Consider the following 13,891-nt stretch of genomic DNA (forward strand, 5'->3'; position numbering starts at 1 on the left):
GGCCGAGAGCCATTTTTAACGTCGCGTAGCGACGGCCCGAAGGGTGGCCGCCAGGGATGGCAGGCAATAAAAAAGCCGACGCATGCGTCGGCTTCTTTATTGCCTGGCGGTTTCAGTCCACATCAGGCGCAGCAAACACCCGCTTGCGCTCGGGGAAGAACAGGCGCTCTAGCTCAGCCCCCGGGTTGTCGGCACGCATAAAGGCTTCGCCGACCAGAAAGGCATATACCTCGCTGATTTCCATCAACTCGACATCGGCACGGTTGAGGATGCCGCTCTCGGTCACTACCAGGCGATCACGCGGGATTCGCGGCAGCAGGTCGAGAGTGGTTTCCAGGCTGAGCTCAAAGGTGTGCAGGTTGCGGTTGTTGATACCCACCAGCGGCGTATCCAGGGTTTTCAGCGCACGTTCCAGCTCGTCGCCATCGTGCACTTCCACCAGCACATCGAGATCGAAGGCCTTGGCGGTCGCCGCCAGCTCGGCCATCTGCCCGTCCTCCAGTGCCGAAACGATCAACAGCACGCAATCGGCACCCAAGGCGCGGGCTTCAACGATCTGATAGGGATCGATCATAAAATCCTTGCGGATCACCGGCAGCGAGCAGGCCGCACGAGCCTCCTGCAGGTAGCGATCAGCGCCCTGGAAGAAGTCGATATCGGTCAGCACCGATAGGCAAGTTGCACCGCCTGCCTGATAGCTCAGGGCGATCTCGGCCGGCACAAAGTGATCGCGCAGCACGCCCTTGCTCGGCGAAGCCTTCTTGATCTCAGCGATCACCGCCGGCTGTTTGCGTTTGGCCTGGGCCAGCAGTGCCTGAGCGAAGCCGCGCGCCGGGTCGGCGCTGCGGGCTTGTTGCTCGACCTCAGACAGACTGACAATGGCGCGGCGGGCTGCCACTTCCTCAGCCTTACGTCCGAGGATTTTCTCCAGAACGGTTGGAATACTCACCCGGCATTCTCCTCTTTGAATACGGCGGTAAAGGACACCAACTCCTGCAACTTTTCCCAAGCCAGGCCAGTGTGCAAAGCATCATGGGCCAGCTGCACGCCCTCTTTAAGGCTAGCAGCCAAATCCGCCGCATACAGCGCAGCGCCGGCATTCAGCACGATCATGTCTGCGGCCTTCTGCCCGGCTTCGGTCTTACGTTTGCTCAGGGCATCACGAATCAACGCCAGCGATGCCTCCGGGCTTTCCACCGCCAGCCCAATCAGGCTCTGACTCTTCAGCCCGAGGTCTTCTGGCAGTACCTCGTACTCAGTGATCTGCCCATCCTTCAGTTCCGCCACATGGGTCGCGGCGGCGAGGCTGAACTCATCCAGACCATCGCGCGAATGCACCACCAGGATATGTTGGCTGCCCAGGCGCTTGAGCACCTCGGCCAGCGGCCGGCACAGCGCCTGGCTGAATACACCGACCACCTGATGTTTGACCCCAGCCGGATTGGTCAGCGGGCCCAGCATATTGAAGATGGTACGCAAGCCCAGCTCACGGCGCGGCACGGCGGCGTACTTCATCGCCGAGTGATGCACTTGAGCGAACATAAAGCCGACGCCGACGTTCTCGATGCAGCGCGCGACCTGTTCTGGCGTCAGGCTCAGGTAAATACCGGCAGCTTCAAGCAGATCGGCACTGCCGCTCTTGCCCGACACTGCGCGGTTACCGTGCTTGGCTACCTTGCCGCCCGCCGCCGCGACGACAAAACTCGCCGCGGTCGACACGTTGAAGATATTCGCGCCATCGCCACCGGTGCCGACCACGTCGACTACGTGGTCGAGGGTCTGCAGCTGCACATGGCTGGCCAGCTCACGCATCACCGAGACCGCACCGACGATTTCGTCGATGGTCTCGCTCTTCATCCGCATGCCCATCAGAAAGGCGCCGATCTGCGCATCCGTGCATTGGCCGGTCATGATTTCGCGCATCACGTCCTGCATTTCTTCGGTCGACAGATCGAGCTGGCTGACCACCCGATTGAGGGCTTCCTTGATATTCATCAGCGCAGGCCTCCTTGTTGTTTGAGGAAGTTGGCAAACAGCTCATGGCCCTGCTCGGTGAGGATCGACTCAGGGTGGAACTGTACGCCCTCGATATGCAGGGTCTTGTGGCGCAGACCCATGATTTCATCCACCGCGCCGTCCTCATGCTGAGTCCAGGCGGTGATTTCCAGGCAATCGGGCAGGGTTTCGCGCTTGACCACCAAAGAATGGTAGCGGGTTACGGTCAGCGGGTTGTTCAGGCCGGCGAATACACCCAGGTCCTTGTGGAATACCGGACTGGTCTTGCCATGCATCACCTGGCGCGCACGCACCACATCACCACCGAAGGCCTGACCGATGCTCTGGTGGCCGAGGCAGACGCCGAGAATCGGCAGCTTGCCGGCAAAATGCAGAATAGTCTCGATGGATACCCCGGCCTCGGTTGGCGTGCAGGGGCCGGGCGACACCACGATACGTTCGGGCTGCAGCGCCTCAATCTCGGCAATCGACAGTTCGTCATTGCGGATCACGTGAACATCGGCACCCAGCTCGCCCAGGTACTGCACCACGTTGTAGGTAAAGGAGTCGTAGTTATCAATCATCAAAAGCATGGCGGGACTCCTCAGCGCTTGGACTGGTCAGGAACGGTTTGCTCGGAGGCAGTTTGTTCGGCGAGCGCCACAGCACGGAACATGGCGCGACGCTTGTTCAGCGTTTCTTCCCATTCCAGAGCCGGCACCGAATCGGCAACAATGCCGGCACCCGCTTGCACATGCAGCTCACCGCCCTTGATCACCGCGGTACGGATGGCGATGGCGGTGTCCATGTTGCCGTTCCAGGCCAGATAACCCACGGCGCCACCGTAGACGCCACGTTTGATCGGCTCCAGCTCGTCGATAATTTCCATCGCGCGAATCTTCGGCGCCCCGGACAAGGTGCCAGCCGGCAAAATGGCGCGCAGAGCGTCCATCGCCGTCAGACCTTCCTTCAACTGACCCGTGACGTTGGAGACGATATGCATCACGTTGGAATAGCGCTCGATCACCATCTTCTCGGTGAGCTTTACGCTGCCAGTGCTGGCGACGCGACCAACATCGTTGCGCCCTAGATCGATCAGCATCAGGTGCTCGGCGACTTCCTTGGCATCCGACAGCAGATCTTCTTCCAGCGCCAGGTCGGCTTCCTCGGTCGCACCGCGCGGGCGGGTGCCGGCAATCGGCCGCACCGTGACCAGGCCATCCTCCAGACGCACCAGCACTTCCGGCGAGCTACCCACTACGTGGAAGTCTCCGAAGTTGAAGAAGTACATATAGGGCGTCGGATTGATGCAGCGCAGCGCACGATACAGATCAATCGGTGCGGCCTTGAACGGGATCGACATGCGCTGGGAGATCACCACCTGCATGCAGTCGCCGGCAAGGATGTACTCCTTGATCGCCCTGACCGCATTTTCGTAGTCATCGCGTTTAAAGCTGGAGATGAAATCCGGCTCGGCACCCGCCGGCGCAGCCAGATCTACACCCAGGCGCGGAGTAATTGGCTGACGCAGCTTTTGCAGGATTTCCTGCAGACGTGCCTGACCCTGTTCCAGCGCGTCGGTCTGGGCCGGGTCGGCGAGAACGATGGCGTGCATCTTGCCCGCCAGGTTGTCGAACACCACTACCGCATCGGAAACCATCAGCAAGATATCGGGGGTGCCCAGGGCATCCGGGTTAACACCCTTAGCCAGTTTGGGCTCGACATAACGCACGCTGTCGTAACCGAAATAACCAACCAGGCCGCCATTGAAGCGCGGCAGACCGGGCAGGGTCGGCACCTTGTAGCGCGCCTGGAACTGCTCGACAAAGGCGAGCGGGTCTTCGCATTGGTGGCGTTCGACCTCGACGCCGTCGACGCTAATCAACACCTCATGGCCATAGGCCCGCAGCACAGTGCGCGCTGGTAGGCCGATGATGGAGTAACGCCCCCATTTCTCGCCGCCTTGGACGGATTCGAGCAGGTAGGTATTGGCCTCATCGGCCAGCTTCAGGTAGATGGACAGTGGCGTATCGAAATCCACCAGGGTTTCGCAGGCAACAGGAATGCGGTTATAGCCGGCAGCGGCTAAACGCAGGAATTCTTCGCGGGTCATGATCAGCCTCGTGGTTTGAGGTAATTCGGTCGAGTGCAAACGCGCCGCCTAGGCGGCCAAGATCAAGTCAGGGGCGCCAGCGCCAACGGGCCAGGGCCTTGATGATTTTCATGTCGGTGCTTGCCGACCAGCGCGTGCAGGTAACCACCACGAAGCTCTCTTATTTCAGGCGGGATTGAAGTTCGGCCACACTAGCGCAGGGCCGGACCCGAATCAACCCGCAAGCCCAGGCAAAGTCGGGGGTTCAGCGGAACGCAGCAAGCCGCTCAGGCAATCCAGCACATGCGCAGGATTCTCCTCGGCAATCGGCCGCCCATGGTTGTAGCCGTAACTCAGCGCCACACAAGGCACGCCAGCCGCCTTGGCCGCCAGCACGTCATTGCGCGAGTCGCCAACAAACAGCGCCTGCGCAGCGTCCACCCGGGCCAGCTTCAGCACATGCAGCAGCGCCGCCGGGTCGGGTTTCTGCTGCGGCAAGGTGTCGCCACCGACAATCCAGCGGAAATAGCCGCCCAAGCCCTTTTCATCAAGCAGCGGCGCAACAAATCGCTCGGGCTTGTTGGTGACAATCGCCAGCTCGACCTGTTGCTCACGCAGCCAATCCAGAGTGGCTTGCACGCCAGGGTAGACCTGAGTCAGGGCATGGCTTTCGGCATAGTGCTGCATAAACAGTTCTAACGCCTGCTCGGCACGACCCTCATCTATATGCTCATGCGCCAAGCCGCCTGCCAGGGCACGGCGCACCAGCACCCGCGCGCCATTCCCCACCCAGTCGCGCACCTGCTCAATCCCGGCCGCTGGCTGGCCGAGCAGCAGCAAGGTTTTATCGATGGCAGCGGCCAGATCAGGTACCGAATCCACCAGAGTGCCGTCCAGGTCGAACATCACCAGGTGCGGTAACTCTCCCTGGAACAGCTCGCGCAGCAAACTCACCCGCGTGCCTGAGCCAGTTCGGCGCGCATGGCGTCGATCACGGCTTTGTAGTCAGGCTGATTGAAGATCGCCGAGCCGGCGACAAAGGTGTCAGCGCCCGCCGCAGCGATTTCGCGAATGTTCTGCACATTCACCCCGCCATCGATTTCCAAACGGATTTCACGGCCGGATGCGTCGATCAGTGCGCGCGCCTGCTTGAGCTTCTCCAGGGTATGGGGAATAAATTTCTGCCCGCCGAAGCCTGGGTTGACGCTCATCAGCAGGATCATGTCGACCTTGTCCATGACATGTTTGAGCACCTCCAGCGGCGTCGCCGGGTTGAACACCAGGCCAGCCTTGCAACCGCCATCGCGGATCAGCTGCAGGGAGCGGTCGATATGCTCGCTGGCTTCCGGGTGGAAGGTGATATAGCTGGCGCCCGCCTCGATAAAGTCACCGATGATGCGGTCCACCGGTTTGACCATCAGGTGCGCGTCAATCGGCGCAGTGATGCCGTACTTACGCAGTGCAGCACAGACCATTGGGCCAATCGTCAGATTCGGCACATAGTGGTTGTCCATTACATCGAAGTGCACGATGTCAGCGCCGGCGGCGAGCACCTTGTCCACTTCCTCACCCAGACGAGCAAAATCAGCGGAAAGAATCGACGGAGCAATGGCGAAGGGTTGCATAGCGCACCTCGGTGGCATTCACGGAAGGCGCGCATTGTACCAGCCCGATCCAAGGCCTGGCGCGCATGAGCGACACCTGACAAAGCAGAGCGGAAAAGGCTAGGCTGCTAAGACACGATGTTCGCTGGAGAGCCCAATGTTTTCGCGCCCCGCCGCCCTTGCCCTGAGCCTGCTGCTAGCAATCAGCCCACTGCAGGCGGAAGAAGAAACGCCCACAGAAGAAGCCCCTACCGCGACGGACACCGCAACTGAACCAGCGGAAGAAGTCCGCGCGCCCTTAGCCGAGCGCAGCGAAGTGGAAGCCACGGCCCTGGAGCAACGCCTGGAGCAGAAAGAACAGCAGCAACTGCAGGCGGGCGATGAGCGTTTTCTTGCTCTCTGGCTGCCTGCCAATGTCGCCGACCCTAGCGGCGCGGTGATTATCCTACCGGGCGACGATGAAACTGCCGACTGGCCACAGAGCGTCGGCCCCTTGCGCAGCAAGCTGCCCAATGGCGGCTGGCACAGCCTCAGCTTGACCCTTCCCGATCCCAACAGTGATGCGCCGCCACTGCGCAGCGCTGAACCACCAGATCCAGAGCTGGAAGAAGAAGCGGCAGCCGACACCACGACGGCATCGGCAGAGGAAAGCGCCGAAGGCAGCCCGACCGCAGATGAAGCCGTTGCGGAACCCAGCAATACCCAGCTTGATAGTGCCGAAACTGCGGCGAGCAAAGTGAAAAACACTGAAGAACAACAGAAAGCCCATGCCGAACGCGTATTGGCGCGCATCGGCTCAGCCATCGATTTTGCCGAGCAACAGCAAGCCAAGACCATTGTGCTCCTCGGCCACGGCAGCGGCGCCTACTGGGCCGCGCGCTACCTCGCCGAACGCAAGCCGGCCAACATTCAGAATCTGCTACTGGTCGCTGCACAGTTGCCTGCTGGCTATACCCCGCCACTGGATGAGCTGATTCCGCAACTGCAACTGGCCACTGGCGATTTCTATTACAAGGACCTGTCCGCTGACCGGCAGGCCGCGCTTAAACGCTCACAAGCCAGTAAACGGCAGAAGCACCCCAGCTATATACAGATCGCAATGAAGGCCCTGCCAGGTAACCGCGAAGCCGAACAGGAACAACTCTACCGCCGCATTCGTGGCTGGCTGACGCTGAAATTGCAGGTGAAGTAGGCGCTAGCAGGCCGTTGAAAACCGCTGCCGAGGCAGCCAGCGCAATACCGATGTCGGCCCCGCAAAAGCAGACAAGAAACGTAGCGCAGCGTAGTAACAGCCACCGACTGACCCGTAGGGTGGGCGCAGCGAATCAAGCGGGATTTACGAGCTGTAAATGAGCATTTGAGCCTGTTTTTAACGCCGCGATGGCAACGCACGGCTGTATGGATGCAGGAGATAGAGCGTCGCAGGAAGCCAAAGCCAAGGTAGTTTTTCAACAGCCTGCTAGCGAAAACCGTGACGCTGGCGAATCAGATCATAAGCCTGGTGCAGCTCACGGGTACGTTCAGTTGCCTCACGCACTCGTTCTGGAGTGGCGCCACTGCCCGCCAACTTGTCCGGATGATGACGACTGAGCAAGCGCCGGTAGGCCTGCTTGATCTGCACAGGTTCGGCATCGGCATTTACCTTCAATAGACTCAAGGCACGCTGATAGGCATTGCTGGCCGTCGAAACCAACGGCCCTTGCTGTGGCGCATAGGCATCACTCAGCTGCTCCTGAGTCGCAGACGAAACCTGCAGCCACTTGCCCCAGAGCATGATCAGTTCACGCTCGGCCTGGCCGACCTGACCATCAACCCAGGCCATCCGCCAGCACGCACGCAGCAGTGCTTCGCTGCGCTGACGCTGTCGGCGCAGTGGGGCGCGCAAGCTGTCGCGCCCGACCTTTCCCTGAGCAAACGCTGCTATCGCCTGACGCTGCCCCTCGATGTCCAGCCCCAATCGCTGCATTTCCGCCTGAGCCTGCTGGATATGCGCAGGCAGCACGCGACCACCACTCTTGGCCAAACGCCCCAAAAGGACGAATAACAGCCACTCATCACGCATCTCAACGCGACCGCCTAGACGCTCACGCAAAGCCGCCCATGACTGAATACGTAAGCGCCGGTCCAGCACCTGACCGAGCAGGCCGCCGAGTATGGCACCCGGAATACTGGCCACGGCGAATCCAATCACAGCCCCCAGCGCAGTTGCAGGCCAGATCATCCTAGCCGCGCGCCTCAAGCAAACGCTCGACCTGAGCAAGCCGCTCATGGGTGCCAACATCCACCCAGCAACCGTCAAACCGCTCACCGGTCACCTGCCCAGTCGCCATCGCCGCGCGCAACAACGGCGCAAGCGAGAAGACACCAGCCTCACAGTCGGCGAACAGCGCAGGCGATAACACCGACATGCCGCTGTAGGTCAGGCTGTCCTGCCCCGCTTGTGCATCTGCGACCTGCCCACCGCGCAAACAGAAGTCGCCCTTGACGTGATGGCCAGGATTCTCGATCAGCACAAGATGGGCCAGGCCGGATAGCGGACGACGCAGCTCGGCAAAGGGGTAGTCGGTGAAGATATCGCCATTGATCAGCACAAACGGCTGATCACCCAGCAAAGGCAGCGCCTGAAAAATCCCGCCCCCGGTTTCCAGCGGCTCACCCTCAGCCGAATAGGCAATGCTGACGCCGAAACGCGAGCCATCACCCAGGTAATCCTCAATCTGCTGCCCCAGCCAGGCATGATTGATCACCAATTCGGTAAACCCGGCCGCCGCCAATGCGCGCACGTGGTATTCGATCAAGGGCATGCCGGCCGCACGCACCAATGGTTTGGGTGTATGCAGGGTGAGCGGGCGCAGCCGCTCACCCTTACCGGCGGCCAGAATCATCGCCTTCATACAGACTCCTGCCGCAGGCTACCGAGTAGCTCAGCCAGCTCGGCCAACTCCGGCCGACGCGCCAGTACCGCGTCTATATAAGAGAAGAACCGCGGTACATCACCCAGGTACTTGGGCTTGCCATCGCGATGGCAAATACGTGCGAAGATGCCAATTACCTTGAGGTGGCGTTGCACACCCATCAAGTCGCTGGCTCGCAGAAAATCATCCAGCTGCGGCTGGACCGGCACACCAGCGTCACGTGCCAGCTGCCAATACCGCTCCAGCCAGCCGCCTACGCGCGCTTCAGGCCAGCTGAGGAAGGCATCCTTGAACAGACAGGTGACGTCATAGGTCACCGGGCCGTAAACCGCATCCTGAAAATCCAGCACACCCGGATTCGGCTCACTGAGCATCAGGTTGCGCGGCATATAGTCACGATGCACCAGCACTTTGGGCTGAGCCAGGGCACTGTCGATCAACACCTGACTGGCGCGCTGCCACATGGCCTGCTGCTGCTCGCTGAACTCAATACCCTGGTGACGCTGCACATACCACTCGGGAAATAGCTGCAGCTCACGGCGCAGAAGTGCGTCGTCATAAGTGGGCAATGGCGTAGTCATCGGCAGTTGCTGATACGCGAGCAGCGCCTGCATGGCATCTGCAAACAGTACGTCCGCATTGTCTTCGTTGATCACATCCAGATAGGTCTGTCGGCCCAAATCATTGAGCAATAAAAAGCCCCGCTCAAGGTCAGCGGCAAAAATCTGCGGCACATTGAGGCGCGCCTTAGCGAGTAAATGTGCGACTTTAACGAAGGGCGCGCAGTCTTCCTGCGGCGGTGGAGCATCCATCACGATCAGGCTGCGCCCAGCACCTTGCCAGCGGAAATAACGGCGAAAACTGGCATCACTGCTGGCAGAGGTAAGCGTGGCAGCCGGTACGGCGCCCCAACCCTGTTCGGCAAAAAGCCCAGGCAGCTGCTGATCCAGCCAATTTTCGAGGAGTTTTAAGCGTACATCTTCATCGGGCATTACAAGGTCTCCGACGGCGCTAGCCGTTGCGCGGGTCATGCTTTATTATCCAGCATCTTTTCAAGCCCATCGAGAGGCGTGTGGCCTCAGGGCCAATGACGCGCAGGAAGCCCGGAAAAATAAGATGGCAGTAAAATACCCCGCGTTCCGTAGAAAATTTCCTCTATTGGTCACTGGCAGCCTTCTGGCACTACAGCCTTTAGCCGTTCCTTTTGCTATCGCTGCCGAGCAGTACGATTGCCAGGTTTCCGCCACCGGCGGCTGGGCTTGCGCCCCGAAAACCAGCAATGCTGCGCTGCCAGCACGGCCAGTGCAACGTGATTCGGTCGCCAGCAGCAATGCTGGTGAAGGCAGCACCGAAGCACCTCAGGGGAAAGCCGCGCAAGCGACCCTGGTGACTGAAAGCCGTGGCAGAGGCCTCGCGTCACGCAGCGCCGATTTCAGCCACCTAGACTGGGTGCCGCGAGAAAATCTCAGCGCTGCTCAGCTGGCTGAAGCCGGCCCTTACTGCGCAGGCGCGTACATAGAGCCGACGCGTCCAGGCATGGGCGACCAAACGCCAATGTCTGAAGCGCCAATGTATGTATCGGCCAAAGCTTCGCGCTATGAGCAGGAAGAGCAGGTTGCCACCCTCGCTGGTGATGTAGTCCTGCGTCAGGCCGGCATGCAGGTCGAAGCAGATGAAGCCAATCTGCGTCAGGCGGAAAATCGCGGCGAATTGATCGGCAATGTACGCCTGCGTGATCAGGGCATTCTGGTGGTGGGTGACCGTGCAGAGCTGCAACTGGACAACGGTGAGGCCAAGGTCGATAACGCCGAGTATGTGCTGCACAAGAGCCATATTCGCGGCAATGCGCTCTACGCCAAGCGCGAAGAAAGCGCGATTATTCGCCTGAAAGACGGCACCTATACCAGCTGCGAACCAGGCAGCAACGCCTGGCACCTGAAGGGCAACAACATCACCCTGAACCCGGCCACCGGTTTCGGCACCGCAACTAACGTCACTCTGCGAGTGAAGAATATTCCGGTGTTCTACACACCCTATATCTACTTCCCGATTGATGACCGTCGCCAGTCCGGCTTCCTGCCGCCAAGCCTCGGCAGCTCGGGTGATAACGGCTTGACCCTACAGACGCCATATTACTTCAACCTGGCGCCGAATTACGACGCCACGTTGTATCCAACCTACATGAGCGATCGCGGTCTGCTGATGGAAGGTGAATTCCGCTATCTCACCAAGAACAGCGAAGGCCAGTTTGGCGCGGCGTACCTGGATGACAGCAATGACGACCGCAAACTGCAGTCGGAATATGAAGATCAGCGCTGGATGTACAGCTGGAAACACACAACGGGCCTGACCTCGCGTCTGATGGCTGAGGTCGACTACACCGATATCAGTGACCCGTACTACTTCCAAGATCTAACTACAGACCAGGGCCTCGGCTCAGACAGCTACGTGGATCAGCGCGGCACCCTGACCTATCGTGGCGAAGGCTACACAGCACGCCTGAATGCGCACGCATACGAACTGGCCAATGTCACCGATGTGACGCCATATAACCGCCTACCGCAACTGACTTTGGACGGTGTACTGCCATTTAAACCCGCAGGGTTGAACTTCAGCTATGGCACAGAATATGTGCGCTTTGATCGGGACCTACGCAACGGCCAATTCTCGGACGAAAACGGCTTACTGGAAGACTGGTATGACGAGCGCCTGAAAGGCCTAGCGAGGGCCAACGGCGAGCGCATACATGTCGAGCCTGCAGTGAGCCTGCCTCTGGATTGGAGCTGGGGCTATATCAAGCCGCAGGTCAAATATCTGCAGACTAGCTACGATTTAAGTTTGGACCAGCAAGGCAAAGACTCGTTGCTGGACGAACAGGAATACAAGAGCAGCCAAAACCGCGGCGTAGGCATGTTCAGCCTGGACAGCGGTCTGTATTTCGACCGCGACACTCAGTGGTTTGGTAAAAATTACCGCCAGACCCTTGAGCCACGGTTGTTCTATCTCTATACAGCAGAAGAAGACCAGACCGACATTCCAGTCTTTGACACCAGCGAAAGCTACTTCAGCTACTCCTCGTTGTGGCGTGAGAATCGCTTCTCAGGCAAGGATCGCATCGGCGATGAGAACAAGCTATCGCTCGGTTTAACCAACCGCTGGGTAGAGCCGAATGGCTTCGAACGTCAACGATTTAGCATTGGTCAAGCCTTCTACTTTGAAGACCGCAAGGTGCAGATGCCTGGCATCGACTATCGCACGCGCAGTGACTCGACGTCATCGACCTCACCTTATGCACTTGAATACCTGTATCGCTTTAATCGCGACTGGCGCTTCTCCTCGGACTTCAACTGGGATCCAGACTCCGGCAGCACCCGCTCCGGCAGTGCGATGTTCCATTACCAGCCTGAAGATAACCCGAACAAGGTAATCAATGCCGGCTACCGCTATCGCAATGACTCTGTGCGTTATGACGAAGCAAGCGGTGACTGGGTCGTAGGTGGTGGGGACTATGGCACTCCCGACTCCCCTGAATACATCAAGGACTACTACAAGATCAGTCAACACGACTTCTCGGTTATCTGGCCAATTGTGCCGCAGTGGAGCGTGATTTCCCGCTGGCAGTACGATTACGGTCGTGACCGCACGCTGGAGGCCTTCGGTGGCTTCGAGTACGACAGCTGCTGCTGGAAGCTACGTCTGATCAATCGCTATTGGATTGACTATAACGAAGTCAGCCTGAACCCTTCGCGCAACGATCAAGCGGACCGCGGCATCTTCCTGCAGGTCGTGTTCAAGGGGCTGGGTGGTGTAATCGGCAATACAGTTGAGTCTTTCCTCGACCAAGGCATTCAAGGTTATCGTGAACGTGAAGATCAAGCTTTCTGATTGCGTGCGCCCCCTGCTGTTGGGCGCGCTGTTTCTGGGTACTGCAGCAAACGCTGAGGTACAACCACTCAACCGCGTCGTAGCGATTGTCGATAACGATGTCGTCATGCAAAGCCAGCTCGATTCACGCCTGCGTGAAGTACAGCAAACCATTGCCCAGCGCGGCGCGGCCTTACCGCCTGAGCATGTGCTCAGCCAGCAGGTATTGGAACGCCTGATCATCGAGAACATCCAGCTGCAGATTGGTGAGCGCTCGGGTATTCGGATTACCGACGAAGAGCTGAACCAGGCCATTGGCACCATTGCCCAGCGCAATGGCATGAGCATCGAGCAATTCCGCGCTGCCTTGGCAGCGGACGGCCTGTCATACACCGATGCGCGCGACCAAGTACGCCGCGAGATGATCATCAGCCGCGTACGTCAGCGCCGCGTGGCTGAGCGCATTCAGGTGACTGATCAGGAAGTGCAGAATTTCCTCGCTTCAGACATGGGCAAGATGCAGCTTTCGGAAGAGTTCCGTCTGGCCAACATCCTGATTCCAGTACCTGAAGGTGCTTCTCCGGAAGACATCCAGGCCGCTGATCGCCAGGCTCGCGACCTGTATCAGCAGTTGCAGCAAGGCGCTGACTTCGCTCAGCTGGCGATTGCCCGCTCGGCCAGTGAAACCGCGCTGGAAGGCGGCGAAATGGGCTGGCGTAAGGCCGCGCAGCTGCCACCACCTTTCGACACCATGCTTAGCGCCTTGTCAGTTGGCCAGGTAACTGAGCCGATGCGTACTCCTGGCGGCTTCATCATGCTCAAGCTGCTGGAAAAGCGCGGCGGCGACAGCCAGGTACGTGACGAAGTGAATGTTCGCCACATTCTGATCAAGCCCAGCGAAATCCGCAGCGAAGCTGAAACCAAACGCCTGGTTGAACGTCTGCACCAGCGCATCCTGGCCGGGGAAGACTTCGCCGAACTGGCGAAGAACTTCTCCGAAGACCCAGGCTCGGCGCTGAACGGCGGCACCCTGAGCTGGATCGACCCGAACGTGCTAGTGCCTGAGTTCCGTGAAGTAATGAACAGCACGCCGGCTGGCGAGCTGTCCAAACCGTTCAAGAGTCCTTACGGCTGGCATGTGCTGGAAGTCATGGGCCGTCGTGCCACTGACAGCAGTGCCCAGTTCCGCGAGCAGCAGGCCATGACTGTACTGCGCAACCGTAAGTATGACGAAGAGCTGCAAGCCTGGCTGCGCCAGATCCGCGACGAAGCCTACGTCGAGACCAAGCTCTGATAGGCCCTCGCACTAGGCGAGATAACAAACAAGCCCGGTTTATGCACACGCAAAACCGGGCTTTTTTGTAGCCGGTCATGCCTCGCGACTACTGGTCAACCCGACGCATAATGGCCCCACACTCTGA

The 13,891-nt window shown here is 59.4% G+C and carries 11 protein-coding genes and 1 pseudogene; 3 read left to right on the forward strand and 9 right to left on the reverse strand.

Annotated elements, in window-relative coordinates; genetic code table 11:
* Nucleotides 1-112: 112 nt before the first annotated feature.
* From trpC to rpe, 6 genes and pseudogenes are all read right to left on the reverse strand, one after another.
* Entirely contained in the window at nucleotides 113-949 is an 837-nt protein-coding gene (gene trpC / locus AACX99_RS14500) for an indole-3-glycerol phosphate synthase TrpC (protein ID WP_339412857.1), read from the reverse strand.
* Nucleotides 946-1,995, reverse strand: coding sequence for an anthranilate phosphoribosyltransferase (gene trpD, locus AACX99_RS14505; protein WP_339412860.1), 1,050 nt, complete (start codon nucleotides 1,993-1,995; stop codon nucleotides 946-948). The genes trpC and trpD overlap by 4 nt, the downstream gene beginning before the upstream one ends.
* Nucleotides 1,995-2,588 carry an aminodeoxychorismate/anthranilate synthase component II gene (locus AACX99_RS14510; RefSeq protein ID WP_339412861.1) on the reverse strand — a complete coding sequence of 198 codons (594 nt, stop codon included), beginning with the start codon at nucleotides 2,586-2,588 and terminating at the stop codon, nucleotides 1,995-1,997. The genes trpD and AACX99_RS14510 overlap by 1 nt, the downstream gene beginning before the upstream one ends.
* 11 nt (nucleotides 2,589-2,599) lie before the next feature.
* A complete protein-coding gene (gene trpE, locus AACX99_RS14515) occupies nucleotides 2,600-4,108 on the reverse strand; it encodes an anthranilate synthase component I (protein WP_339412862.1) in 1,509 nt (502 codons plus the stop codon).
* A gap of 67 nt (nucleotides 4,109-4,175) precedes the next feature.
* Nucleotides 4,176-5,041: pseudogene (locus AACX99_RS14520) on the reverse strand (phosphoglycolate phosphatase).
* Entirely contained in the window at nucleotides 5,038-5,712 is a 675-nt protein-coding gene (gene rpe / locus AACX99_RS14525) for a ribulose-phosphate 3-epimerase (protein ID WP_339412866.1), read from the reverse strand. Before rpe ends, AACX99_RS14520 begins: the two are co-directional and overlap by 4 nt.
* 136 nt (nucleotides 5,713-5,848) lie before the next feature.
* Here rpe and AACX99_RS14530 point away from each other — a divergent pair, with 136 nt between their 5' ends.
* Nucleotides 5,849-6,883 carry an alpha/beta hydrolase family protein gene (locus AACX99_RS14530; RefSeq protein WP_339412868.1) on the forward strand — a complete coding sequence of 345 codons (1,035 nt, stop codon included), beginning with the start codon at nucleotides 5,849-5,851 and terminating at the stop codon, nucleotides 6,881-6,883.
* Nucleotides 6,884-7,150: 267 nt separating this feature from the next.
* On the opposite strand, the gene AACX99_RS14535 is transcribed toward AACX99_RS14530, so the two are convergent.
* Genes AACX99_RS14535 through AACX99_RS14545 form a run of 3 tightly spaced genes read right to left on the reverse strand, consistent with a single transcriptional unit; the run spans nucleotide 7,151 to nucleotide 9,598 of the window.
* Nucleotides 7,151-7,912, reverse strand: a complete 762-nt coding sequence (locus tag AACX99_RS14535) for a DnaJ domain-containing protein (protein WP_339412870.1) — start codon at nucleotides 7,910-7,912, stop codon at nucleotides 7,151-7,153.
* Between the two features lies 1 nt (nucleotide 7,913).
* Nucleotides 7,914-8,585: an N-acetylmuramate alpha-1-phosphate uridylyltransferase MurU gene (gene murU, locus AACX99_RS14540; protein ID WP_339412872.1), complete on the reverse strand. Its 672-nt coding sequence runs from the start codon at nucleotides 8,583-8,585 to the stop codon at nucleotides 7,914-7,916.
* The gene (locus AACX99_RS14545) at nucleotides 8,582-9,598 is read right to left on the reverse strand and encodes an aminoglycoside phosphotransferase family protein (RefSeq protein WP_339412874.1); all 1,017 of its coding nucleotides are present in this window, start codon (nucleotides 9,596-9,598) and stop codon (nucleotides 8,582-8,584) included. Before AACX99_RS14545 ends, murU begins: the two co-directional genes overlap by 4 nt.
* Before the next feature lie 124 nt (nucleotides 9,599-9,722).
* Between AACX99_RS14545 and AACX99_RS14550 the strand changes: the two genes are divergently transcribed.
* Together AACX99_RS14550 and AACX99_RS14555 are read left to right on the forward strand one after the other, a co-directional pair.
* Nucleotides 9,723-12,491 (forward strand): LPS-assembly protein LptD, encoded by a 2,769-nt coding sequence (locus AACX99_RS14550; protein WP_339412875.1) that lies wholly within the window; start codon nucleotides 9,723-9,725, stop codon nucleotides 12,489-12,491.
* Nucleotides 12,472-13,764, forward strand: coding sequence for a peptidylprolyl isomerase (locus AACX99_RS14555; protein WP_339412876.1), 1,293 nt, complete (start codon nucleotides 12,472-12,474; stop codon nucleotides 13,762-13,764). Before AACX99_RS14550 ends, AACX99_RS14555 begins: the two co-directional genes overlap by 20 nt.
* Nucleotides 13,765-13,891: the final 127 nt, after the last annotated feature.

This window comes from Pseudomonas sp. EA_35y_Pfl2_R5 (assembly GCF_963970805.1).
GTDB lineage: Bacteria > Pseudomonadota > Gammaproteobacteria > Pseudomonadales > Pseudomonadaceae > Aquipseudomonas.